Source organism: Curtobacterium oceanosedimentum, from assembly GCF_040545555.1.
Lineage (GTDB): Bacteria > Actinomycetota > Actinomycetes > Actinomycetales > Microbacteriaceae > Curtobacterium.
Genome location: NZ_JBEPMD010000002.1, coordinates 210,270 through 233,252, shown reverse-complemented (window position 1 = coordinate 233,252; position 22,983 = coordinate 210,270). Strand labels below are relative to the sequence as shown.

23 protein-coding genes are annotated in these 22,983 nt (G+C 69.4%); all 23 read left to right on the top strand.

Going from position 1 to position 22,983, the window contains the following annotated elements:
* Window positions 1-7: 7 nt before the first annotated feature.
* The 23 genes from ABIC52_RS03025 to rplW all read left to right on the top strand — a co-directional run bounded on the left by ABIC52_RS03025 (window position 8) and on the right by rplW (window position 22,983).
* Window positions 8-1,720 (top strand): type IV pilus twitching motility protein PilT, encoded by a 1,713-nt coding sequence (locus ABIC52_RS03025; protein ID WP_354026589.1) that lies wholly within the window; start codon window positions 8-10, stop codon window positions 1,718-1,720.
* Window positions 1,720-2,943, top strand: a complete 1,224-nt coding sequence (locus ABIC52_RS03020) for a type II secretion system F family protein (RefSeq protein WP_126890937.1) — start codon at window positions 1,720-1,722, stop codon at window positions 2,941-2,943. Before ABIC52_RS03025 ends, ABIC52_RS03020 begins: the two co-directional genes overlap by 1 nt.
* A gap of 192 nt (window positions 2,944-3,135) precedes the next feature.
* Window positions 3,136-3,564, top strand: coding sequence for a type II secretion system protein (locus tag ABIC52_RS03015; RefSeq protein WP_342342911.1), 429 nt, complete (start codon window positions 3,136-3,138; stop codon window positions 3,562-3,564).
* A 78-nt stretch (window positions 3,565-3,642) separates the two neighbouring features.
* Window positions 3,643-5,103: a hypothetical protein gene (locus ABIC52_RS03010; protein ID WP_209823790.1), complete on the top strand. Its 1,461-nt coding sequence runs from the start codon at window positions 3,643-3,645 to the stop codon at window positions 5,101-5,103.
* On the top strand, window positions 5,100-5,804 hold the full coding sequence (locus tag ABIC52_RS03005) for a PulJ/GspJ family protein (RefSeq protein WP_153257431.1): 705 nt from the start codon (window positions 5,100-5,102) through the stop codon (window positions 5,802-5,804). The genes ABIC52_RS03010 and ABIC52_RS03005 overlap by 4 nt, the downstream gene beginning before the upstream one ends.
* Window positions 5,805-5,854: 50 nt before the next feature.
* On the top strand, window positions 5,855-7,675 hold the full coding sequence (locus tag ABIC52_RS03000) for a hypothetical protein (RefSeq protein WP_126890939.1): 1,821 nt from the start codon (window positions 5,855-5,857) through the stop codon (window positions 7,673-7,675).
* Window positions 7,672-8,502: a prepilin peptidase gene (locus ABIC52_RS02995; RefSeq protein WP_126890940.1), complete on the top strand. Its 831-nt coding sequence runs from the start codon at window positions 7,672-7,674 to the stop codon at window positions 8,500-8,502. Before ABIC52_RS03000 ends, ABIC52_RS02995 begins: the two co-directional genes overlap by 4 nt.
* Before the next feature lie 20 nt (window positions 8,503-8,522).
* The gene (gene pilM / locus ABIC52_RS02990) at window positions 8,523-9,575 is read left to right on the top strand and encodes a type IV pilus assembly protein PilM (RefSeq protein WP_126890941.1); all 1,053 of its coding nucleotides are present in this window, start codon (window positions 8,523-8,525) and stop codon (window positions 9,573-9,575) included.
* On the top strand, window positions 9,572-10,288 hold the full coding sequence (locus tag ABIC52_RS02985; protein WP_126890942.1) for a hypothetical protein: 717 nt from the start codon (window positions 9,572-9,574) through the stop codon (window positions 10,286-10,288). The genes pilM and ABIC52_RS02985 overlap by 4 nt, the downstream gene beginning before the upstream one ends.
* Entirely contained in the window at window positions 10,285-10,986 is a 702-nt protein-coding gene (locus ABIC52_RS02980) for a hypothetical protein (protein ID WP_126890943.1), read from the top strand. Before ABIC52_RS02985 ends, ABIC52_RS02980 begins: the two co-directional genes overlap by 4 nt.
* A gap of 172 nt (window positions 10,987-11,158) precedes the next feature.
* Window positions 11,159-11,881: a CBU_0592 family membrane protein gene (locus tag ABIC52_RS02975; protein ID WP_126890944.1), complete on the top strand. Its 723-nt coding sequence runs from the start codon at window positions 11,159-11,161 to the stop codon at window positions 11,879-11,881.
* A gap of 45 nt (window positions 11,882-11,926) precedes the next feature.
* The gene (locus ABIC52_RS02970; RefSeq protein ID WP_209675582.1) at window positions 11,927-12,361 is read left to right on the top strand and encodes a DUF6121 family protein; all 435 of its coding nucleotides are present in this window, start codon (window positions 11,927-11,929) and stop codon (window positions 12,359-12,361) included.
* 36 nt (window positions 12,362-12,397) lie between these two features.
* Window positions 12,398-13,531, top strand: a complete 1,134-nt coding sequence (locus ABIC52_RS02965; protein ID WP_354026588.1) for a hypothetical protein — start codon at window positions 12,398-12,400, stop codon at window positions 13,529-13,531.
* 347 nt (window positions 13,532-13,878) lie between these two features.
* Complete coding sequence (rpsL, locus tag ABIC52_RS02960; RefSeq protein WP_058728453.1) at window positions 13,879-14,247, top strand: 30S ribosomal protein S12; 369 nt, start codon at window positions 13,879-13,881, stop codon at window positions 14,245-14,247.
* A gap of 5 nt (window positions 14,248-14,252) precedes the next feature.
* Complete coding sequence (gene rpsG / locus ABIC52_RS02955; protein WP_058728452.1) at window positions 14,253-14,723, top strand: 30S ribosomal protein S7; 471 nt, start codon at window positions 14,253-14,255, stop codon at window positions 14,721-14,723.
* 101 nt (window positions 14,724-14,824) lie between these two features.
* Window positions 14,825-16,939, top strand: coding sequence for an elongation factor G (gene fusA / locus ABIC52_RS02950; protein WP_126890947.1), 2,115 nt, complete (start codon window positions 14,825-14,827; stop codon window positions 16,937-16,939).
* A gap of 137 nt (window positions 16,940-17,076) precedes the next feature.
* Entirely contained in the window at window positions 17,077-18,264 is a 1,188-nt protein-coding gene (tuf, locus tag ABIC52_RS02945; RefSeq protein ID WP_065960042.1) for an elongation factor Tu, read from the top strand.
* A 143-nt stretch (window positions 18,265-18,407) separates the two neighbouring features.
* On the top strand, window positions 18,408-19,385 hold the full coding sequence (locus ABIC52_RS02940; protein WP_126890948.1) for a DNA topoisomerase IB: 978 nt from the start codon (window positions 18,408-18,410) through the stop codon (window positions 19,383-19,385).
* Window positions 19,386-19,466: 81 nt separating this feature from the next.
* Window positions 19,467-20,282, top strand: a complete 816-nt coding sequence (locus ABIC52_RS02935; protein ID WP_209675578.1) for a DarT ssDNA thymidine ADP-ribosyltransferase family protein — start codon at window positions 19,467-19,469, stop codon at window positions 20,280-20,282.
* A gap of 767 nt (window positions 20,283-21,049) precedes the next feature.
* Window positions 21,050-21,358 carry a 30S ribosomal protein S10 gene (gene rpsJ / locus ABIC52_RS02930; RefSeq protein ID WP_022903286.1) on the top strand — a complete coding sequence of 103 codons (309 nt, stop codon included), beginning with the start codon at window positions 21,050-21,052 and terminating at the stop codon, window positions 21,356-21,358.
* A 13-nt stretch (window positions 21,359-21,371) separates the two neighbouring features.
* On the top strand, window positions 21,372-22,025 hold the full coding sequence (rplC, locus tag ABIC52_RS02925; RefSeq protein WP_022903285.1) for a 50S ribosomal protein L3: 654 nt from the start codon (window positions 21,372-21,374) through the stop codon (window positions 22,023-22,025).
* A 2-nt stretch (window positions 22,026-22,027) separates the two neighbouring features.
* The gene (gene rplD / locus ABIC52_RS02920) at window positions 22,028-22,687 is read left to right on the top strand and encodes a 50S ribosomal protein L4 (RefSeq protein WP_126890950.1); all 660 of its coding nucleotides are present in this window, start codon (window positions 22,028-22,030) and stop codon (window positions 22,685-22,687) included.
* Complete coding sequence (gene rplW, locus ABIC52_RS02915; RefSeq protein WP_058742338.1) at window positions 22,684-22,983, top strand: 50S ribosomal protein L23; 300 nt, start codon at window positions 22,684-22,686, stop codon at window positions 22,981-22,983. The genes rplD and rplW overlap by 4 nt, the downstream gene beginning before the upstream one ends.

The window sequence follows — 22,983 nt, the reverse complement described above, 5'->3', positions numbered from 1 at the left end:
GAGGACGATGAACGAATCGGTGTACGACATCGAGGCCGGCGACGACCCCGTCGCCGGGTGGCACCCGGGGGTCCCGGGCAACGAGGTCGGCGGTCGTCGGGCTGCGCGGCTCGCGGCTGCCGCTGCGGCTGCTGCGGCGTCGGCCTCCTCGGCGCCGTCGGCCGCACCGGCCGACGACCGGTCGAGCGTGCCGACGTCGAGCAACGCCGTCTACGACCTGTCGGCCGAGCCCGACTGGGGTGCTCCGGCGGCGTGGAGCCCGGCACCGGAGGCCACGGTGGGGTCGGGTCCGGCGAGCACCGGCGTGGCGGCCGGTGCAGGGTCGTGGCCACCGCCCGCCGGCGACCCCGTCGCCGTCCCGGTCGCGCAGCCGCAGACCGCGCCGGCCACGCCCCCGGCCGCCGTCCCGCCGTCGACCGCTGCGTACGGGTACGCGGACTCGGTGACCGAGCACCTGCCGGTGGTGCCCGCGGTGGCGACCACGAGCCTCCAGGCCGTCCCAGCGACGTCCGGCCACGCGGTCGACCCCGCGTCGCACCCCGAGATCGGCTTCACGCGCCACGCTCGCGAGGTCGCCGACGCCGACCTCATCACGGCGCTCTCGCAGGTCGTCTACCAGGGCGCCTCGGACCTCCACGTCACCGCCGATGCACCGCCGACCGTTCGGGTCGACGGCTCGCTGCGACCTGCGGTGCCCGGGGGACCCTGGGCACGCAACAAGGTCATCGCCGCACTGAAGACGCTGCTCACCCCCGAGCAGGCCGGCCAGTTCGACCACGAGCAGGAGCTCGACTTCGCGTACTCGCTGTCGCCGGAGTTCCGCTTCCGCGTGAACTACTACCAGCAGCGCGGCAACTGGGGTGCGGCGTTCCGCATCATCCCGACGAAGATCAAGACGCTCAAGCAGCTCGGCATCCCGCAGCACGTGGGGGAGTTCGCGAAGCTGCCCCGCGGGCTCGTCCTCGTGACCGGACCGACCGGATCCGGCAAGTCGACCACCCTCGCCGCGCTCATCGACCTGGTCAACGAGACCCGTGCCGACCACATCGTGACGGTCGAGGACCCGATCGAGTTCATGCACGACCACAAGAAGGCGATCATCAACCAGCGCGAGGTCGGGGCGGACACGCACTCGTTCGCAGCCGCGCTGAAGCACGTGCTGCGACAGGACCCCGACGTCATCCTGATCGGTGAGCTCCGCGACCTCGAGACCATCTCCGTCGCACTGACCGCCGCCGAGACCGGCCACCTCGTCTTCGCCACACTGCACACGCAGAGCGCTCCCGGCACCATCGACCGTGTGATCGACGTGTTCCCGCCGCACCAGCAGGGGCAGATCCGCACCCAGCTCGCGGCGACGCTCGAGGGGGTCGTGTGCCAGACCCTCGTGCCGAAGGCGAACGGGTCGGGCCGTGTCGTCGCCACCGAGATCATGAAGACGACGCCCGCGATCGCGAACCTGGTGCGCGAGGGCAAGACCTACCAGATCACCTCGGCGATGCAAGCCGGCCGCGACGCCGGGATGCACACGATGGACCAGGACCTCGCCGAGCTCGTCAACGTCGGCACCGTCACCCGCGCCGCCGCGATGGAGAAGGTGCACGACGAGGACGGCTTCGACCGGCTCGTGCAGCGCGTCGAGTCGCCGTCCGACTCGTCCGCCGCGGCGATCGCTGCGTCGGAGATCGACTTCGGCGACAAGTACTCCGGAGGGCACTGATGTCACTCGCGTTCGACTACCGGGGCCGTGACGGCGCCGGCAAGCTCGTCAAGGGCCGGCTCGACGCTGCGTCCGAGGGTGCGGTCGTGCAGCGGCTCCGCACGATGGGTGTCTCGCCGATCGCGATCACCGAGGCGAAGCCCGGCACCGGACTGCAGACCGAGATCAAGATCCCGGGGTTCGAGAAGGGCGTCGGGCTCAAGGACCTCGCGATCATGTCGCGCCAGGCGTCGACGATGCTGTCGTCCGGACTCTCGCTGCTCCGTGCGCTGACGATCCTGGCCGACCAGACGGACAACAAGAAGCTCAAGGACATCCTCGGGAAGGTCCGGGACGACGTCGAGCGCGGTGTCTCGTTCTCCGACGCCGTCGCGAAGTACCCGGTCGACTTCCCGCCGATCATGATCAACATGATCCGTGCCGGAGAGACGGGCGGGTTCCTCGACCAGGCGATGGACTCGATCGCGACGAACTTCGAGAAGGAACACAAGCTCCGATCGACGATCAAGTCGGCCATGACCTACCCGGTCGTGGTGCTCGTGATGTCGCTGCTGGCCGTCGTGGTCATGCTCATCTTCATCGTGCCGATCTTCCAGGACATGTTCGCGTCGCTCGGTGGTCAGCTGCCCCTGCCGACGCAGATCCTCGTGCAGTTGTCGCATGCGATGCGGTGGGCCGGGCCGATCCTGGCGGTCGTGGCTGTCGTCGGCTGGCTCTGGTACCGAGGCAACAAGAACACCGATCGGTTCCGCGCCTTCCGCGATCCGGTCCTGCTCCGGATGCCGGTCTTCGGACAGCTGACCAGGAAGATCGTCATCGCGCGCTTCGCGCGGAACTTCTCGAACATGATCGGGGCCGGCGTGCCCATCCTGCAGGCGCTGCAGATCGTCGGGGAAGTGTCGAACAACTTCGTCGTGCAGAAAGCATTGACGCGCGTCGCGGAAAGTGTCCGGAAAGGCGAGTCGATCGCCGAACCGCTCGCCAAGGAATCGGTCTTCCCGGCGATGGTCGCGCAGATGATCGCGGTCGGTGAGGACGCCGGTTCACTCGAGGTGATGCTCGAGAAGATCGCGATCTTCTACGATTCCGAGGTGGAATCCACCACGGAATCCCTGACCTCGCTCATCGAACCGTTGCTCATCGCATTCCTCGGCGTGGTGGTCGGCGGCATGATCGTCGCGCTCTACCTGCCGATCTTCCAGATCTCCTCGCTCGTCAAGTAACTCGACGACGCGCACCCTCCGTTCGGGGGTCGGTCAGGAATTCCGCACCCCCGGTACTGGGGGCATTTCGCAACGCAGATCACCCCCGTTCTCGGGATTATGCCCGGAAAACGCCGTCAATACGCTTGCCAGCGGCGGCGGAGCACTCTGCGGCACATCCCCATCGCATTCCCGAGAAGAATGGAATCCACCATGTACTTCGCTCTCATGGGCAAGCTCGACGCTCGCCGCAAGGGCCTCCTCGAGGACAAGGAGAAGGGCTTCACGCTCATCGAACTCCTGGTCGTCGTGATCATCATCGGCATCCTCGCCGCGATCGCCATTCCGGTGTACCTCAACGTGCAGAACAACGCGAAGGACGCGTCGGTGAAGTCCGACCTGGCGAACGCGAAGACCGCGGTGATCGCGTTCCAGACGGATAAGAACGGCACGCTGCCGACGACGGCGGAGTTCGGAACTTCGGCGACGATGACGCCGTACGGCTACACGAAGAGTGACGGCACGACGTTCACCTACGTCCCCGCGGCGACCGGAAGCTCCTTCTCCATCTGCGCGGTCGGCGACACCAAGACCAGCTGGAAGATCACGGACACGACCGCAGCGGCCAAGGGCACGTGCTAGTCCTCTGACCCTGTGGGGGCGACCTGTCCGCGGACGGGTCGCCCCTCCGTCGCACTGACCATCACCGAGGAGGTGACCGTGATCCGCAGACTGCAGCGCGTGCTGCGCCCGGTCGACCCGTCGGCCCGTGAATCGGGCCTCTCGGTCATCGAGGTCATGGTCGCCATGATGGTCTTCGCCGTGATGAGCGTCGGGATCGCCTACGGCATCGCCAACACCCTCCAGCTCACCCAGACGAGCCGTGGCCGCGAGACCGCGGTGGCGCTCGCCTCGCAGGACATCGACTCGATGCGGCAGACGGCGGCCGCGACGACCGCCGGCATCTTCAAGGTGGTGAGCGCGTCCGGCGCGACGAACACGAAGACCCTCGGTGGCGTCACGTACCAGGTAGACCGGTCCGTCCGGTGGGTGCAGAGCGACGGTGCGAGCGGCGCGTGCGGCACGTCCAACGGCAAGCTCGCCTACAAGAGCGTCGTCGCGACGGTGTCGTGGCCGAACGCTCGAGGCGGCACGTCCTCGACCTCGATGACCTCGGCGATCGCCCCGAGCGACGCGGTCACCGACCCGGGCTACGGCACCGTGATCGTCTCGGTCGCGAACGCATCCGGTGCGCCGTTCCCCGGCGTCGCCGTCTCGCTGACACCGATCGCGGGCAGCGGCGCGATCGCGCCGAGCACCGCGCCGCTGCCGACCGACTCCCAGGGGTGCTCGTACGCGGTCAACGTGGTGCCGGGCGACTACACCGTCACTGCCACCGTCGCGGGCGGCATCGACACCGACCAGAAGCAACCCTCCCAGCAGACGCCGATCACGGTCGCTGCCGGCGCGAGCGCCCCCGTCCCGTTCGTCTACGACCGCGCGAGCCAGCTGACCCTCCGGTACGCGCAGACCTACGGCGCGACGCTCCCCACGAACATGCCCACGGTGCTGTCGAGCACCGGTGGCGGGCTCGACACGGTGACGCCCTGGGACACGACGAGCTCGACGCTCGCGATCACGTCAACCTCGACGCCCTCGCTCCCGGTCTTCCCCTTCACCTCCGGGTACACGGCGTTCGCCGGCCCGTACTCGAACAGTCCGAACTCCAGGGTCAACTGCCTCAGCCCGAGCGCCGCAGCGTGGACCGCACCGAACGCGGACGGCGCGGTCGGAGCCACGCCTGACGTGATCACGACGAGTGCGGGGGCGCCCGCGAGTGGGTCCGTGCGCATGGGCGTCGCGACGATCAAGGGCGTCAAGGGGCGCTACGTCACTGCGGTCTCCTCATCGACCCCCGGGCCGGGCGACCCGGGCTGCACCGCGGGCATGACGATGAAGTTCCCGGTGTCGACCGCGGACACCGCCACCATCGCTCTGCCCTTCGGCACGTGGACCATCTCCTCCGGGACGACCTTCGGGTCGACGTCGCGCAACGAGATCGCCACGAACGCCTCCAACGTCGCGCCGGTCACCCCCGGGTCGGTCAACCGCAAGACCGCGCTCATCGTCATCAGCTACGACAACACGCTCACCCTCGACCCTCGTGGACAGACCTCGTGACGCGGATGCTGGGCAGGCTGCGCCGCGAGGACGACGGCGTCGGCCTCATGGAGCTCATCGTCGCGATGAGCATCTCGATGGTGATCCTCGTCGCGGTCGGTGGGTTCTTCACCGCGACCCTGCGAGCCGGGTCGACCAACACCCGCTCCGACCAGAACGCCCGCTCCGCGTCGATCGTGATGAACTCGCTCACCCGGTACGTGCACGCAGCGAGCCTGCTCCCGGTGGCCGACGGCACGTACGCCGCCGCGATGACGCAGGCGGACGGCTCGAGGATGACGTTCACCGCCTTCGTGAACCTCGACGGCAACGCCACCGACGTCCCGGTGCAAGTGCGGTACTCGCTCAACGGCGCGAAGGGCCTCGTGCTCGACCGGTGGACGGGTACCACGACGAAGGGGTTCACGACCTTCCCAGCGCCGACACAACCGCCCACCACCTCGACCGTCCTCGGCGGGGCGGTGTCGTCCCCGACCGGTGACGGTGACCCGCTCTTCACCTACCTCGGCGCCAACGGCACCGCGTTGCCGACCCTCGCGGACGGGTCCCTGGCCGCGTCCCAGCTCGGAGCGGTCCGGGCCGTCCGCGTGAACCTCGAGCTCGGCGCCCCGGCTGCGGACACCCCGGGCAACACCCACATCCAGAACACGCTGTACCTGTTCAACGTGGCCTACGGCACGAGCACCGGAGCGACGCCGTGATCGGCCGGATCAGCACGGCACTCCGCCGGACGCACGGCGACGAACGGGGCATGGCCCTGGCGAGCGTCGTGATCTTCGGCACGGTCATGCTCATGCTCGTCGCGACGATGGTTGCGGTGTCCACGTCGGGCGCGGTGAAGTCGGCCACCGACCGGAACTTCCAGAACGCCATGGCCGCGGCCTACGCCGGCCTGGCCGACTACCAGTCGAAGCTGTCCAACGACAACGGCTACGCCCTGTACGGTAACGCGGCGGCACAGTTCAGCAAGACCAGTGGATCGACGTTCACGGGTGACGACGACAACCCGGCGTTCACGAGCAGCGGCTCGCAATGGGCGTCCGTCGTCGGCTCCACGGACCAGGTCTTCCGCTACGAGGTCGACAACGCCGACTACTCGTCGAAGGGCGTGCTGCGCGTCCGCGTCACCGGGAAGGCCGGCGGGAGCGTCCGGTCGCTCGTGGCGAACCTCAAGGGCGACGGCTTCATCAACTACCTCTACTTCACGAACTACGAGTCGTCGAGTCCGGCAATCTCCGGCAGTGACTGCACGACCGCCTACCAGTGGCAGGGCGGGGTCTCGAACCGGTGCCAGGCGGTGCAGTTCGCCGGAACGGACGTCCTGAACGGACCGATCCGGACGAACGACGTCTTCACCGCGGCGTGCACGACGACCTTCAACGGCAGCGTCGAGCAGCACGACACGCGAGTGCGACCGTCGAGCGGGACCTGCGGCGGCCAGTTCCTCGGCGGTGACCCGTCACCGGTGCCGTACCTCGGGCTCCCGGCGCTGAACTCAAACATGTCGCAGGAGACCAGGACCGACATCCCGGCGACGGTTCCCCGCCCCGGGTGCCTGTACACGGGGCCGACCCGGGTCACGTTCCTCGGAGGCGGCAAGATGACGGTCTGGTCGCCCTGGTCGAAGGCGACGCAGATCCGGGTGGACAGCGGGTCCGGCAAGGTGTCCGCGAGCGCGGACACCGCGAAGGCGGCGTCGCTCTGCGGGTCGATCGACGCCCTGCAGAGCCAGGGCGGCGCAACGATCCCCACACTGCCTGCGAACCTCATGTACGTGCAGGACGTCCCGTCCGCGACGAACAACGTGAACACCTGGTCCGGGACCTTCCCGTCGAAGTACACGAACACCTACTGCACGACCACGGTCACGGTCGGGGCGAACGGCAGGGCGACGACGAAGGCGAACCAGCCGTTCAGCAACGGACAGGGCTACCCGGCGGCAGGGGAGTGGGTGAACGGCCGGAGCGCCGGTCGCAACAACACGACGCAGACCGGTTCCGCGCCGGACACCTACTCGTGCACCGCCGGGGACGTCTTCGTCAGCGGTCCGTTCGCCGGCGCGATGACGATCGCCTCGTCGGGAACCATCTGGGCGACCGGCAGCGTGACCTACAGCGATCCGACCACCGACATCCTCGGCCTGGTCGGCCAGAACGCGGTCGAGGTGTACAACCCGACGAAGTGCACCTCCTCCGCGTACGACGGAACCGCGTGCAACAACTCCGGGATCGCGCTGCTGAACCGCTCGAACGGGGACGGCATCACCATCAGCGGTGCGATCGCGAGCAACGCCGGGACGTTCTGGAACCAGAACTACGACGTCGGGCCGAAGCTCGGCGTGCTCAAGGTCGTCGGCTCCATCGCGCAGAACTGGCGCGGTCCGGTCGCGACCACCGGGAACACCGGCTTCTCGAAGAACTACGTCTACGACCAGCGGCTGCTCACCACCGCCCCGCCGAAGTTCCTGCAGCCCGTCTCGACCTCGTACGGCGTGACGACCCAGGTCGAGGTGCAGGCCGCCTACCAGGTGGACGGCGCCTGCGCGACGGCGAGCACGGGAGCCTGCCGGTGAGCGCCGCCTGGGTCATCGCCGCCCTGGCCGGAGTGCTCGGCCTGGCGATCGGTTCGTTCCTCAACGTCGTCGTGCACCGCGTCCCTGTAGGGATCTCCGTCGTCGCGCCGCCGAGCGCATGCCCACGGTGCGACCACCCCATCCGCCGGCGGGACAACGTCCCGGTCCTCTCGTGGGTGCTGCTGCGCGCGAGGTGCCGGGACTGCGCCGCGCCCATCTCCGCCCGCTACCCCGCGGTCGAGGCGGTGACCGCCGTCCTCTTCGTGGTCGTCGCCCTCGTCGTCCCGCAACCGCTGGGCGCTGCGACGCTCGGCGAGGCCTTCGGCCGGACCGTGCTGCTCGGCGCGCTGCTCTTCCTGATGGCGGTGAGCGTCGCGCTCTCGCTGATCGACCTCGACACGCACCGCCTGCCGAACGCCGTCGTCTACCCGGCTGCCGTCGTGCTGCTGGTGCTCCTCGGCGCGGTGTCGGCGGTGTCCGGGGACTGGGGGGCCCTGCTGCGCGGTCTCCTCGGCGCGGTCGTGCTCGGCGGGACGTACCTGGTCCTGGCGCTCGCCGTCCCCGGTGGGATGGGGCTCGGCGACGTCAAGCTCGCCGTCGTCCTCGGCCTCGTGCTCGCGTACCTCGGATGGGGACCCCTCGCAGTGGGAGCTTTCGGCGGCTTCCTCGTCGGCGGTACGGTCGCGATCGCACTGGTCGCCATCGGTCGCGCTCGGATGGGCAGCGGGGTCCCGTTCGGGCCGTCGATGCTCGTCGGCGCGTGGATCGGCATCGTCCTCGGCGCACCCCTCTGGTCGGCCTACCTCGGGCTCCTCGGCCTCTCCTGACCCTCAACGAAAGCAGCACCATGGGAAAGAGCATCGTCGGCGTCGACATCGCCGCGTCGTCGATCCGCGCGGTCGAGGTCGGGGACGCCGACCGTGGCCGCCCCGTCGTCCTCCGGGTCGCCGAGGTGTCGACACCCGAGGGGTCGGTCAGTCGCGGCGAGGTCCTCGAGCCGAACACGGTCGGGGCCGCACTCCGACAGCTCTGGTCGACGGGCAGGTTCCGTTCGCGCGACGTCGTCCTGGGCATGGGGAACCAGCGGGTCCTCTCGCGTGACCTCACCGTCCCGCACGCGCCGCTCGCGCAGATCCGTGAGAGCCTCCCGTTCCAGGTGCAGGACATGCTGCCGGTCCCGGTGGGGGACGCGATCCTCGACTTCTACCCGGTCAGCGAGGGCGTCGACGAGTCCGGTCCGGTGATCCGAGGCCTGCTCGTCGCAGCGATCAAGGAGGCCGTGCTCGCGAACGTCCGCGCCGTGCGGCTCGCAGGCCTCAACCCGGTCGGTGTGGACCTCATCCCGTTCGCCCTCACGCGGGTGCTGAGCCCTGCGCAGGCGCAACACGGAACGATCGCCATCATCCAGGTCGGCGCGGACACCACGAGCGTCGTCCTCGCGACGGACGGTGTGCCGCAGTTCGTCCGCATCATCCCGTCCGGCGGGGACGACATCACCCGGTCGCTCGCCGGCCGACTCGACATCCCCTTCGCCCAGGCCGAGGCGGTGAAGCGGCACTTCGGGATCGGACCGGGCGCCCGCACGCCGGACGACGCGCGAGCTGTCGCGGCGGTGTTCGACACGGTCAACGAACTCGTGACGAGCCTCCGCAACACCATCAACTACTACGTCAACACCCGCCCGGACGAGGTCGTCGCCGGCATCGCACTCGTGGGTGGCGGCGCCCGGCTCATCGGGCTCCGCGAGGCCCTCGCCGACACGACGCACCTGCCGGTCACCACCCCGTCCGCCTTCCTCGGCGCGGGCTTCGGGCGGGCTGTCCGCGAGGAGGACGTCCTCGCGCACGGTGACTCGGTGGCCGTCGCCTACGGACTCGCAGTGGGGAGCAAGGCAGCATGACCAGCACGCAGGAACGCACGGAGGCTGCGCAGGGTCGTCGCGGCCGCGGGGCCCGTCGTGGTGCCTCGGACTCGACCGCGGGACGCGCGCCCCGGGTCGACCTCCTCCCGGCAGAGGTCTACGTCGAGCGTCGGCAGCGGGCGCTGACACGGCGCGCATGGCTCGGTGTCGTCGTCGTCGGCGCTGCCGTCCTGCTCGCGAGCGGCGGGGCGATGGCGAACCAGATGGCGACAGCGGCCTCGCTGACCGCCGCGCAGGCAGAGACCACGACGCTGCTCGCCCAGCAGCAGCGGTACGCGGAGCTGCGGGCAGCGGAGCGCGACTCCGACCTCCTGGAGTCGGCCCGGACCGTCGGAGGGTCGACCGAGGTCGAGTGGGACGGGACGCTCGGCGGCATCCGCGACGTCCTGCCGGCAGACCTCGCGATCAGCGGGATGACCGTCGCTTCCGCGACCGCGACGGAGCCGTTCGGACAGGCTGCCGATGGAGGTCCGCGGCCGAGGGTCGCGACGCTCGCGCTGACCGTGGCGTCGACGACCATCCCGTCCGTACCGGACTGGACCAGCCGCCTGTCCGGCCTGACCGGCTACCTGGACTCGTCGATCTCGTCGATCTCGTACGACCAGGACCGCGGCGAGTACACCTCCGTCATCGAGCTCGAGCTCGACGCGCGGGCCTACGACGGCAAGTACGACAAGGACGCCGACCGATGACGAAGCACCACCTGTCCCTCGTGATCGCCCTGGTGGTCGGTGTCGCGGTCCTGGCCGGCGGCTGGTTCCTCGGCGTGCAGCCGCAGCTCGCCGGGGCCGCGTCGAACCGGGTCCAGCAGGCGACCATCGACGCGACCAACGACAAGAACCGCGCCGAACTCACCCGTCTCGCAGCGGCCTTCTCCGGCCTCGATGCGACGAGGGCGGAACTCGAGCGGCTGCGGGCCTCGGTCCCGTCGACCGTCGACTCCGAGTCCTTCGTCCGCGAGATCGACGCAGACGCCGCTGCGGCCGGGGTGCAGGTCACGAACGTGACCATCGGGGACGCGACCCCCTACGCGCCAGCGAGCGCGGAGTCGGCCAGTGCGGAGCCGGCGAGCGCGGTGACGGCCACCCCGGGAGCGACCGCGGACGGCGCCGAGGAGACTCCGTCGGCGCAGGCTGCCACGGATCCGTCCATCACCGACGCGAACTTCTCGCTCGTACCCGTCACCGTCGCGGTCCAGGGGTCCTACGACCAGGCGCTGGCGTTCACGAAGGCGATGCAGTCCGGGTCGCGACTGTTCCTGGTCTCGGGGATCGCAGCAGCGAGCGAGGAGGAGGGCGACTCGCCCCCGATGCAGTCGCAGTCGTGGTCGCTGTCCGGGTCGGTCTACGTCTTCACGGGCACCTCGTCGAGCGCCTCGACGAACGGCTGACACCCCTCCGCAGAGCCCCCCGCGAAGTGGGTGCGACACGCCACGCCGCACCCACTTCCGCGACACCCGTCGCTGTGCCTACGATGCTCCCGACGCCGCACTCGCGGCTGCTCACACCCCTCTCGGACGGTCGCCTCAGGACGGCCGTCCCTCGTCGTGCCCGGAGTCGCGCGTGTTGGTCGGAATCGTGGAGTTCCTCGGCTGGTTCGGAGCCGTAACCGTCCTCGCAGGTTACCTGCTGTTCTCACTGGGCAAGATTCCGAACGGGCCGCTCTACCAGTCCCTCAACCTGGTCGGCGGGCTCTCCGTCGCCGTCAACGTCGCCGCGCACCACGCGGTCCCGTCGACGATCGTGAACGGCGTCTGGGCGGTCATCGCCGTGGTGGTCCTGGTGCGGATGGGCCGCGCCCGTCGCGCCGCCCGACGCGGGGTCTCGGAGACTCCCGCGGTCACCGTCCTGCACGTCGAGCCGCCGACGACGACCGCGGTCCTGCCGGTCGTCGGGCCCGCGCTGCGGGACCACGAGGCGGAGTCGACCCTGCTCGACCCGGAGGTGGCCCCGGCGGAACGCGACCACGAGGCGGAGCAAGCCCAGTGGAACCACGAAGCAGCCCCGGCGGGACGCGACCACGAGGCGGAGCCCGCGCAGCACGACCGCGCCGAGCCGCGCCTCCAGGACGGCACCGCGGCCCCCGTCGCCCCCATGACCGAGTCCGTCCCGGTCATCACCGCGACCATCGCGCTCGCGCTCGTCGCGGCGGCACAGCACCACGCGAGCCAGGAGCGCCCCCAGGGCCAGGAGCACCCCCAGGGCCAGGGCCAAGGCCAGGCTCCCGTGCCGGAGCGCGACGCCGAGCAGGACCGCGAGCACGCGCAGGAGCGCGCTGCGCGGTGACGCGGCGGCGCCGCCACCCAGGGCGCCCGGCAGTACGATCGAGCCATGTCCCGGTGGCTGATCGCGACGATGACGTCGGTCCTCTTCATCGCCCTCGTCGTCGCGGTGACGGGCTTCGAGGCCCTGCTCGCCGACGTCGAGGCGATCCCGCAGTCGGACGCCGGCCCGTACCTCGGTCCGGCGATGGTGGTCGCGGCGGCCGCGGTCGTGTTCCTCGCCACGGCGGCGGGGATCCGCGAGGGCAACCCCGGCGTCACCGCACTCGTCGCCGCTGCGGGCACCTACCTGGCGATGCTCGCGACGGGAGCGGTGGGCTACTCGATGACGCGGGGGGACGGGACCGAGCTCCTCGTGTTCCCCGCGGGTTCCGCGCTGAGCCCCTTCGTGGTCGGCTCGGTGGTCGTCGCCCTGCTCTGCGTCCTCGGCGGTGTCTCCGCCGCCCGGTACCAGGCCCGGTCGCGGGGGACCGCGCGGCGGTAGGATCCCGGAGCACGCACGAGGCACGACGGGGGACGCATGACCGACAACCAGCCGGGCGGGTGGGCACAGGTCCCGCACGTCGACACGCTCCGGGGCACGCAGGAGCCGCCGGTGCCCGTCGCCGCCCCTGCCGCACCTCGCCCGCGTCGCCGGATGCGGCGTGGCGCACTGGTCGGGATCATCGCCGGCGGTGCAGCCGTGGTGCTGCTGCTCGTCACGGGCGTCGTCGGGTACGCGACCCAGTCCTCCTCGCACTCGGCCGACCGGCCGGTGCGGGCCTTCCTCGACGACCTGACCGCGGGCCACGTGGACGACGCGCTGCGCCTGGCGGGTGTCGACCGCGACGACGCGGACGTGCTGCTCACGGACGCCGCCTACGCGAAGGCGACGGACCGTGTCACCGGGTACCGCATCGCAGCGACCCGCACCGACGGTGACACCGCCACCGTGCGCGCGTACCTGCGACAGGGCGGCCGGGACGTCGCCTCCACCTTCACGCTCGACCGCACGGGGACCGACTGGGGGGTCTTCCCGGTGTGGGAGCTCCAGGCGCCGGACCTCGGACGGGTCCAGGTCTCGGTCCGCGGCCCCGGAGGGACCACGGTCGAGGTCGCCGGGCAGCGCGTCCGGACGTCCGACGACGGCATCGCGAACCTGACCGCCCTGCCGGGTTCGTACGCCGTGGCGGTCGACGGCGGGAAGTGGTTCACGGCAGCGGGCGCGACCGCGCGCGTCCCCGGCTTCAGCACGACCGGTTCGGTGCCGGTGTCCATGACCACGGAGCTCACCGACGACGGGAAGCAGGCCGCCCAACAGGCGGTCGACCGCTGGGTCGACGGGTGCATCGCCTCCACGGACCCGGCGCCCGCTGGCTGCAGCTTCTACGCCTACGGCGAGGACCCGGCCTACACCTACACGAACCAGAAGTGGACGCTCGAGCAGCGCCCGCAGGTCACGGTCGGCGGATGGCTGTCGCGTGGGTGGACGGTTTCGACCTCGACCTTCGGTCGCGCCACCTTCACCGCCGACATCTCCGGGCCCGACGGCGTCGGCACAGCATCGGCGGGTCCGATGAACGTCAACGCGAGCGGGTACGTGTCGGGCTTCTCCGACGACGGCGCGACGTTCGAGTCCGCCGTCGGCAACGGTTCGTCCGACGCCGGTTCCTGACGCGGACGGGTCCGGTCCGGCGGTCGCCGCCTGGAGGCCCGCCCCACCATCGCGGACAGGTCCGGACGCGCGGTCGCCGGCCCGGAGGCTCGTCTCGCCACGGCAGCGTCGGCGCGCTCCGGGCGCGACGCGCCCGGATTGATTTCGCCGTGTGACGCGGGTAGTCTCTACCGGGTGTGCGCCCTCGGGCGCGCCCGAAATCCCGGGTCATCATCGTCGACCTCGACGAGACCGTACCGGGTCATCCATCCCACGACCTCCCTCCGCCGTCAGGCGGTGATCAGCGTGGGATGAGGAAGCCGACGGAATGCGTCGGCCAGAGCACGAGCGAAGAACCAGGAGAACAGTTGCCTACCATCCAGCAGCTCGTTCGCAAGGGTCGTACGCCCAAGGTCGTCAAGACCAAGGCGCCGGCACTGAAGGCGAACCCCCAGCAGCGTGGTGTCTGCACCCGCGTCTACACCACCACCCCCAAGAAGCCGAACTCGGCCCTGCGCAAGGTCGCTCGTGTCAAGCTCTCGAACGGCACCGAGGTCACGGCCTACATCCCCGGTGAGGGCCACAACCTGCAGGAGCACTCGATGGTGCTCGTCCGCGGCGGTCGTGTGAAGGACCTCCCCGGCGTGCGGTACAAGATCATCCGCGGTGCCCTGGACACCCAGGCCGTCAAGAACCGTAAGCAGGCCCGCAGCCGCTACGGCGCGAAGAAGGGTTGAGTTAGATGCCTCGTAAGGGTCCCGCCCCGAAGCGTCCCGTCGTCGCCGACCCGGTGTACGGCGCGCCGATCGTCTCGCAGCTCGTCAACAAGATCCTCCTGGACGGCAAGAAGGGCCTCGCCGAGCGCATCGTCTACGATGCACTCGAAGGCGTCTCCGCCAAGAACCAGCAGGACGCCGTCGCGACGCTGAAGAAGGCGCTCGACAACGTCCGTCCGACCCTCGAGGTCCGTAGCCGCCGCGTCGGTGGCTCGACCTACCAGGTCCCGGTCGAGGTCAAGCCGCACCGCGCGAACACCCTCGCGCTCCGCTGGCTCACCTCGTACGCCAAGGCCCGTCGCGAGAAGACGATGACCGAGCGTCTCATGAACGAGATCCTCGACGCGTCGAACGGTCTCGGTGCCGCGGTCAAGCGCCGTGAGGACACCCACAAGATGGCCGAGTCGAACAAGGCCTTCGCCCACTACCGCTGGTAATCCCGGCTCGGTAGTCCCGGCTCCGATCGGGCGTCGGTGGTCACGCACCACCGACGCCCGCCCGGGCGCCACCCTCTCCTACAACTCTTCCGGAGGAACCTGTGGCACAGGACGTGCTCACCGACCTGAACAAGGTCCGCAACATCGGCATCATGGCGCACATCGATGCCGGCAAGACCACGACGACCGAGCGCATCCTGTTCTACACGGGCATCACGCACAAGATCGGTGAGGTCCACGACGGCGCTGCCACGATGGACTGGATGGCGCAGGAGCAGGAACGCGGCATCACGATCACGTCGGCCGCGACGACCTGCTTCTGGGACAACAACCAGATCAACATCATCGACACCCCCGGTCACGTGGACTTCACGGTCGAGGTGGAGCGCTCGCTCCGCGTCCTCGACGGTGCCGTCGCCGTCTTCGACGGCAAGGAGGGCGTCGAGCCCCAGTCCGAGACCGTGTGGCGTCAGGCGGACAAGTACGACGTCCCCCGCATCTGCTTCGTCAACAAGATGGACAAGCTCGGCGCGGACTTCTACTTCACCGTCGACACGATCATCAACCGCCTCGGTGCGGAGCCGCTCGTGCTGCAGCTCCCGATCGGTGCCGAGAACGACTTCGTCGGCGTCATCGACCTCATCGAGATGCACGCCAAGGTCTGGCCCGGCGACGCCAAGGGTGACGTGACCATGGGCGCCCAGTACGAGGTCCAGGAGATCCCCGCGGACCTCAAGGACCGCGCTGAGGAGTACCGCGCGAAGCTGATCGAGCGCGTCGCCGAGACCGACGACGCCCTGCTCGAGAAGTTCTTCGGCGGCGAGGAGCTGACCAAGGACGAGATCAAGGGCGCGATCCGCAAGCTCACGATCGCTTCCGAGGTCTACCCGGTCCTCTGCGGCTCGGCCTTCAAGAACCGCGGCGTCCAGCCGATGCTCGACGCGGTCATCGACTACCTCCCGTCCCCGCTCGACGTGCCGCCGATGATCGGCCACGACGTCAAGGACGAGGAGAAGGAGATCATCCGCAAGCCCGACGCCACCGAGCCGTTCTCGGCCCTGGCGTTCAAGGTCGCGGTGCACCCCTTCTTCGGTCGTCTGACCTACGTCCGCGTGTACTCCGGCTCGATCGAGTCCGGTGCCCAGGTCATCAACTCGACCAAGGGCAAGAAGGAGCGCATCGGCAAGATCTTCCAGATGCACTCCAACAAGGAGAACCCGGTCGACAACGTGACCGCGGGCCACATCTACGCGGTGATCGGCCTCAAGGACACCACCACCGGTGACACGCTCTGCGACCCGACCGACCAGGTCGTCCTCGAGTCGATGACGTTCCCGGAGCCGGTGATCGAGGTCGCCATCGAGCCGAACACGAAGGCCGACCAGGAGAAGCTCTCCACGGCCATCCAGAAGCTCGCGGAAGAGGACCCGACGTTCCGCGTCGAGCTCAACGCCGAGACCGGTCAGACGACGATCAAGGGCATGGGCGAGCTCCACCTCGACATCCTCGTCGACCGCATGAAGCGCGAGTTCAAGGTCGAGGCGTCGGTCGGCAAGCCGCAGGTGGCCTACCGCGAGACCCTGACCAAGGTCGTCGAGCGCTACGACTACACGCACAAGAAGCAGACCGGTGGTTCCGGCCAGTTCGCGAAGGTGCAGATCGCCCTCGAGCCGATGGAAGTCACGGCCGAGAAGGTCTACGAGTTCGAGAACGCCGTCACCGGTGGTCGCGTCCCGCGTGAGTACATCCCGTCGGTCGACGCCGGTATCCAGGACGCCATGCAGGTCGGCATCCTCGCCGGGTACCCGACCGTCGGCGTGAAGGCCATCCTCAAGGACGGCGCGGCGCACGACGTCGACTCGTCCGAGATGGCGTTCAAGATCGCCGGTTCGATCGCCTACAAGGAGGCCGCCCGCAAGGCCGGCCCCGCCATCCTCGAGCCGATCATGGCCGTCGAGGTGCGTACTCCCGAGGAGTACATGGGCGACGTCATCGGTGACCTGAACTCCCGTCGTGGCCAGATCGCCTCGATGGAGGACGCCTCGGGCGTCAAGGTGGTCCGCGCGAGCGTGCCGCTGTCCGAGATGTTCGGCTACGTCGGGGACCTCCGGTCCAAGACCTCTGGTCGTGCGGTCTACTCGATGACCTTCGAGACCTACAGCCAGGTCCCGGCCAAGGTCGCCGAGGAGATCATCGCGAAGAACAGCGGAGAGTAACGCTCCGGCGTTCTCTCCACAGGCGAGGGTGCCCGGCGACGGGCCCCTCGTCACCAAGTACAGTTAGACACACACCCTGCACGCCAACGGTTCACGGAACCGGGGGCATGCTCTCCGAGTCCTGAGGAGGACCCACAGTGGCCAAGGCCAAGTTCGAGCGGACCAAGCCGCACGTCAACATCGGAACCATCGGTCACGTCGACCACGGCAAGACCACGCTCACGGCGGCGATCACCAAGGTTCTGCACGACCAGTACCCGGACCTCAACGAGGCCCGTGACTTCGCTCAGATCGACAGCGCTCCCGAGGAGCGCGACCGCGGCATCACGATCAACATCTCGCACGTCGAGTACCAGACCGAGAAGCGCCACTACGCGCACGTCGACGCTCCTGGTCACGCCGACTACGTGAAGAACATGATCACCGGTGCGGCGCAGATGGACGGCGCGATCCTCGTGGTCGCCGCCACCGACGGCCCGATGCCCCAGACGCGTGAGCACGTCCTGCTCGCCCGCCAGGTCGGCGTCCCCTACATCGTCGTCGCGCTGAACAAGTCCGACATGGTGGACGACGAGGAGATCCTGGAGCTCGTCGAGCTCGAGGTCCGTGAGCTCCTCGGCTCGCAGGAGTTCGACGAGGACGCCCCCGTCGTGCAGGTCTCGGCGCTCAAGGCGCTCGAGGGCGACGAGAAGTGGGTCAAGTCCGTCCAGGACCTGATGTCCGCCGTCGACGAGAACGTCCCGGACCCGGTGCGCGCCACCGACCAGCCGTTCCTCATGCCGATCGAGGACGTCTTCACGATCACCGGTCGTGGCACCGTCGTCACCGGTCGTGTCGAGCGTGGCACGCTGGACCTCAACTCCGAGGTCGAGATCGTCGGCATCCGCCCGACGCAGAAGACCACGGTCACGGGCATCGAGATGTTCCGCAAGCTGCTGGACAAGGCTGAGGCGGGCGACAACACCGGTCTCCTCATCCGTGGCCTCAAGCGCGAGGACGTCGAGCGCGGCCAGGTCGTCGTGAAGCCGGGTTCGGTCACGCCGCACACCGAGTTCAAGGCGAACGCGTACATCCTGACCAAGGAAGAGGGCGGTCGTCACAACCCGTTCTACGCGAACTACCGTCCGCAGTTCTACTTCCGCACCACGGACGTCACCGGCGTCATCACGCTGCCCGAGGGCACCGAGATGGTCATGCCCGGCGACACCGTCGCCATGTCGGTCGAGCTGATCCAGCCGATCGCGATGGAGGCCGGCCTCCGCTTCGCCATCCGTGAGGGTGGCCGCACGGTCGGCGCCGGTACGGTCGAGGAGATCGTCAAGTAACTCCCGGTTCTCCGGAAGACACTGCGCCAGCGGGGTCGGGCCTTCGGGTCCGGCCCCGCTTCGTCGTGCCCGGCGGACGTCCGGTCCGTCCCGGGCGCGTTCCCGGTGACGGGTCCCAGGCGTCGGCAGGCAACATCGTGGGAGTGACCCGTCTCCGCCGCTCCGCGACCAACGGTCGTGGCTACCACCGTGTCCGCAGCGGCAAGGGCTTCTCGTACCGCGACCCGGACGGGAAGACCGTCACCGACGCCGTCGTGCGACAGCGCCTCGACGACCTCGTGATCCCTCCGGCCTGGGACGACGTGTGGATCTCGCCGTACGAGAACGGGCACATCCTCGCGACCGGCAAGGACGGCGTCGGCCGGCGTCAGTACATGTACCACCCCGGGTGGCGCGAGCGGATGGACCGGATCAAGTACGACCGGGCACTCGCCCTCGCGGAGTCGCTGCCGTCCGCGCGACGGATGGTCACGCAGGACCTGCGGCGGCCCGAGCCCGACCGGCGGCGTGCCCTTGCCGCGGCCTTCCGGATGCTCGACCAGGGTTCGCTCCGGGTCGGGTCCGAGCGCTACGCCACCGAGCACGGCAGCCGCGGCCTGTCGACGCTGCTGTGTGCGCACGCCCACGTGTCCGGCGACGACATCGAGCTCGACTTCCCGGGCAAGAGCGGGCAGGAGTGGTCGTCCACGATCCACGACCACGACCTCGCGCGGGTGATCGCCGGGATGAAGCGTCGTGGACCGAACGCGCGCCTGCTGTCCTTCCGTGCCGAGCGCGGTGCCGAGTGGGAGCCGCTCGCCGCCGAGGACATCAACGAGTACGTGAAGGAGCGAGCCGGTGACGAGTTCACCGCGAAGGACTTCCGCACCCTGCACGGGACCGTCGCGGCCGCGGTGGACCTGGCGCGTACCGGCCCGCAGTCGAGTGAGGCCAAGCGCAAGAAGGCCGTCTCGCACGCCGTGAAGGCCGCGAGCGAGGAGCTGGGCAACACCCCGACGGTGTGCCGGCAGAGCTACATCGACCCGCGCCTGCTCGACGCGTACCAGCACGGCGAGACCATCGACCCCGAACGCCTCCACGCCGCCGAGTCCGAGGTGCGTGCCCTGCTCTACCGACAGTGACGGAAGGGGGCGGATCATGACGTACGGTTGGACACCGTGCCCGATCTCCCCCACCCGGGCACGGAAGGACCTCTCCCAGTCGTGACCGACGAGTGCATCCACGGTTTCCCCACCGAACTCTGCGACATCTGCTCGCCCCGACAGGCCGAGGTGCCTGCAGTCCCCACCACGCCGACGCCCCGTCGGACCCGCATCACCACCGACCTCCGCTCCACCCCGGCCCCCGCGCGCGGCTCCTCGTCGCTCCGGTCGCCGGCTGCTCCTGAACTGCCGGAGCCCCGCGTGTTCGCGTCGCTCCGGGCGCACCACGCCACCCACGTCGACAACCTGGCGTCCATCGTCGGCGAGGGCGCCGTCCTCGCCGCCGACACGGCCACTCCGGTCGTCGACGTCAGCTCTGCCGAGACGCGTGCCGCGCGCGCCGAGGCGACCGCTCCCGACGGTGGCTCCGTGTCGGGTCACGTCCCGTTCACGCTCTCGCCGGACGCCACACGCTGGGACGAGCTCCGCCGCGGCGCCGAGGGCACCCGCTGGTCCGACGCCGCCCGACGCACGCGTGCCACCGAGTACGTCGTGCTCGTCGTGCCGGTGTCCGCGTTCGGCGCCTCCGTGATCGTCGCCGACCAGGACGCCGAGGCCGACGACGTGCGCTTCGCGGTCGGACCGGAGGCAGCGACGAACCTGATCCGTCGCACCGACTTCACCGACCCGGAGATGCACGGCCTCGAGCTGCTCGCCGGGCCCCGTGTGCCGTTCTCGTCGATCGCCGTCATCGGGGTGCCGAACGACCGCGTCCGACAGCAGGTCAAGACGCTGCTCGCCGAGCACCGCGTGACCGGTCCTCGGGTCGCGGTCTTCCCGCCGTGGTTCGTCCCGCCGGTGCCCGAGGAGTTCTGACCCGGTCGGACGCCCTCCCTGCCATCGTGCCCGCTCGGCCTCGCCGAGCGGGCACGATCCGTTCCGCCGACCTCGACGGAGTCACTCGACGGAAGGTGTCGGGTCCCGTCTGGCCGCGCCGAGCGGGCGAGATCCGTCACGCTGAGCCCCCGGACCCGACCGATCCCACCCGCGCGGCGCTCGGCGCGCGGCGTGTCCTGCCCGCTCGCGGACCGCCACCGGACCCGACGTGCGCGGGCCCGCGCCCGTCGAGTCGAGAAGGGTGCCGAGGGCGGACCGACCACCTCGGGAAGGTGCGCGACGCGCCCGGGGTGCGCCGCGCCTCCAGGCCGGGCAGAACCGCGCCGTTCCGGGGGAGCGCGCCGTCCCGAGCCCCGCGGAACCCGACGACACGCCCGGGTTGCACAGGTGCCGTGCCTATGCGAGACTTGTCCGGTTCCGAATTCCGCGGGCGTTCGCGCGCGCAGGATCACTGCTCTGGCAGTGCACAATCCCTCCGTCCAGCGGAGCTGGGTTGGGCCGCAGGCAGCAGAACACGATCGAGTCCCCACCACCACCCCGGGTGCACCTGTGCCCGGAGTGGGGGGAAGCGACATGCCCACGCTGGACGGCCACGGTCGCCCTGCGCGGTTGACAGGAGAACAGCGGTCATCCCCCGCGGATGCGGCCGGTTGGTTCAGGAAAACAGCCAAGCCCTGCAGGAATGCACGGTGACGGCGGCGTCAGGCGGCCCGAGGGTGCGCGGCGCAGAGAGGACAGAGAGACACATGGCGGGACAGAAGATCCGCATCCGGCTCAAGTCGTACGACCACGAGGTCATCGACACGTCGGCCCGGAAGATCGTCGACACGGTGACCCGTGCCGGTGCGACCGTGGTCGGCCCGGTGCCGCTCCCCACCGAGAAGAACGTGGTCACCGTGATCCGTTCTCCCCACAAGTACAAGGACTCGCGCGAGCACTTCGAGAAGCGCACGCACAAGCGGGTCATCGACATCGTCGACCCGACGCCGAAGGCCGTCGACTCGCTCATGCGACTCGACCTCCCGGCCGACGTCAACATCGAGATCAAGCTGTAAGGGGGACTGACCGATGGCGAACTCAACCAAGACCGTCAAGGGCCTCCTCGGCAAGAAGCTCGGGATGACCCAGGTGTGGGACGAGAACAACAAGTTCATCCCCGTCACCGTGATCGAGGTCGGCCCGAACGTGGTCACCCAGATCCGCAACGTCGAGCGCGACGGCTACGAGGCGATCCAGATTGCCGCCGGCGCGATCGACCCGCGCAAGGTGAACAAGCCGGCCGCCGGCCATTTCGAGGCTGCTGGTGTGACCCCGCGTCGCACCCTCACCGAGATCCGCACCAACGACTCCGCCGAGTACACGCTCGGCCAGGAGCTCACCGTCGACACCTTCGAGGCCGGCCAGAAGGTCGACGTCGTCGGGACGTCGAAGGGCAAGGGCTTCGCCGGTGTCATGAAGCGCCACGGCTTCGCCGGTGTGTCCGCTTCGCACGGTGCCCACCGCAACCACCGCAAGCCCGGTTCGATCGGTGCTTCGTCGACCCCGTCGCGCGTCTTCAAGGGCATGCGCATGGCCGGCCGCATGGGTGGCGAGCGCGTGACCGTCCTCAACCTCACGGTGCACGCCGTCGACGCCGAGAAGGGTCTGCTGCTCGTCAAGGGCGCCGTCCCCGGTGCTCGCGGTCGCTCCGTCTTCGTCCGCACCGCCGTGAAGGGTAAGTGATCATGGCCACCGAGACCGCAACCACGATCGACGTCCTCGACGCGACCGGAGCCGTCGCCGGCAGCATCGAGCTGCCCGCCGAGCTCTTCGACGTCGAGACGAACGTCCCGCTGATCCACCAGGTCGTCACCGCGCAGCTCGCCGCCGCGCGTCAGGGCACCCACAAGACCAAGAACCGCGGCGAGGTCCGCGGTGCTGGTCGCAAGCCGTTCAAGCAGAAGGGCACCGGCCGCTCCCGTCAGGGTTCGGTCCGCGCTCCGGAGCACACCGGCGGTGGCGTCGTCCACGGACCGACCCCGCGCGACTACTCGCAGCGCACCCCGAAGAAGATGATCGCCGCGGCTCTGCTCGGCTCGCTCTCGGACCGCGCCCGCGGTGGCCGCATCTCCGCTGTCGAGTCCTTCGTCCCGGCTGAACTGCCCTCGACGAAGACCGCTCGCACGCTCATCGAGAAGGTCGCGCCCGTCAAGAACGTGCTCGTCGTGCTCGAGTCGGCCGACGAGCTCACGCTCAAGTCGGTCCGCAACCTGCCGAACGTCCACGCGCTCTCGTACGGCCAGCTCAACGCCTACGACGTGCTCAAGGCCGATGCCCTCGTCTTCAGCAAGAGCGCACTCGACGCCTTCATCGCGTCGAAGACCGCGAAGGAGATCTCCGCATGAGCGGCTTCAACAAGGACCCGCGCGACATCATCATCTCGCCGGTCGTCTCGGAGAAGAGCTACGGCCTGATCGACCAGGGCAAGTACACGTTCATCGTGGACCCCCGCTCGAACAAGACCGAGATCAAGCTCGCCATCGAGAAGATCTTCGACGTCAAGGTCGCGAGCATCAACACGCTGAACCGTCCGGGCAAGACCCGTCGCACGAAGTTCGGCCTGGGCAAGCGCAAGGACACCAAGCGCGCCATCGTGACGCTCAAGTCCGGTTCGATCGACATCTTCACGGCTGTCGGCTGA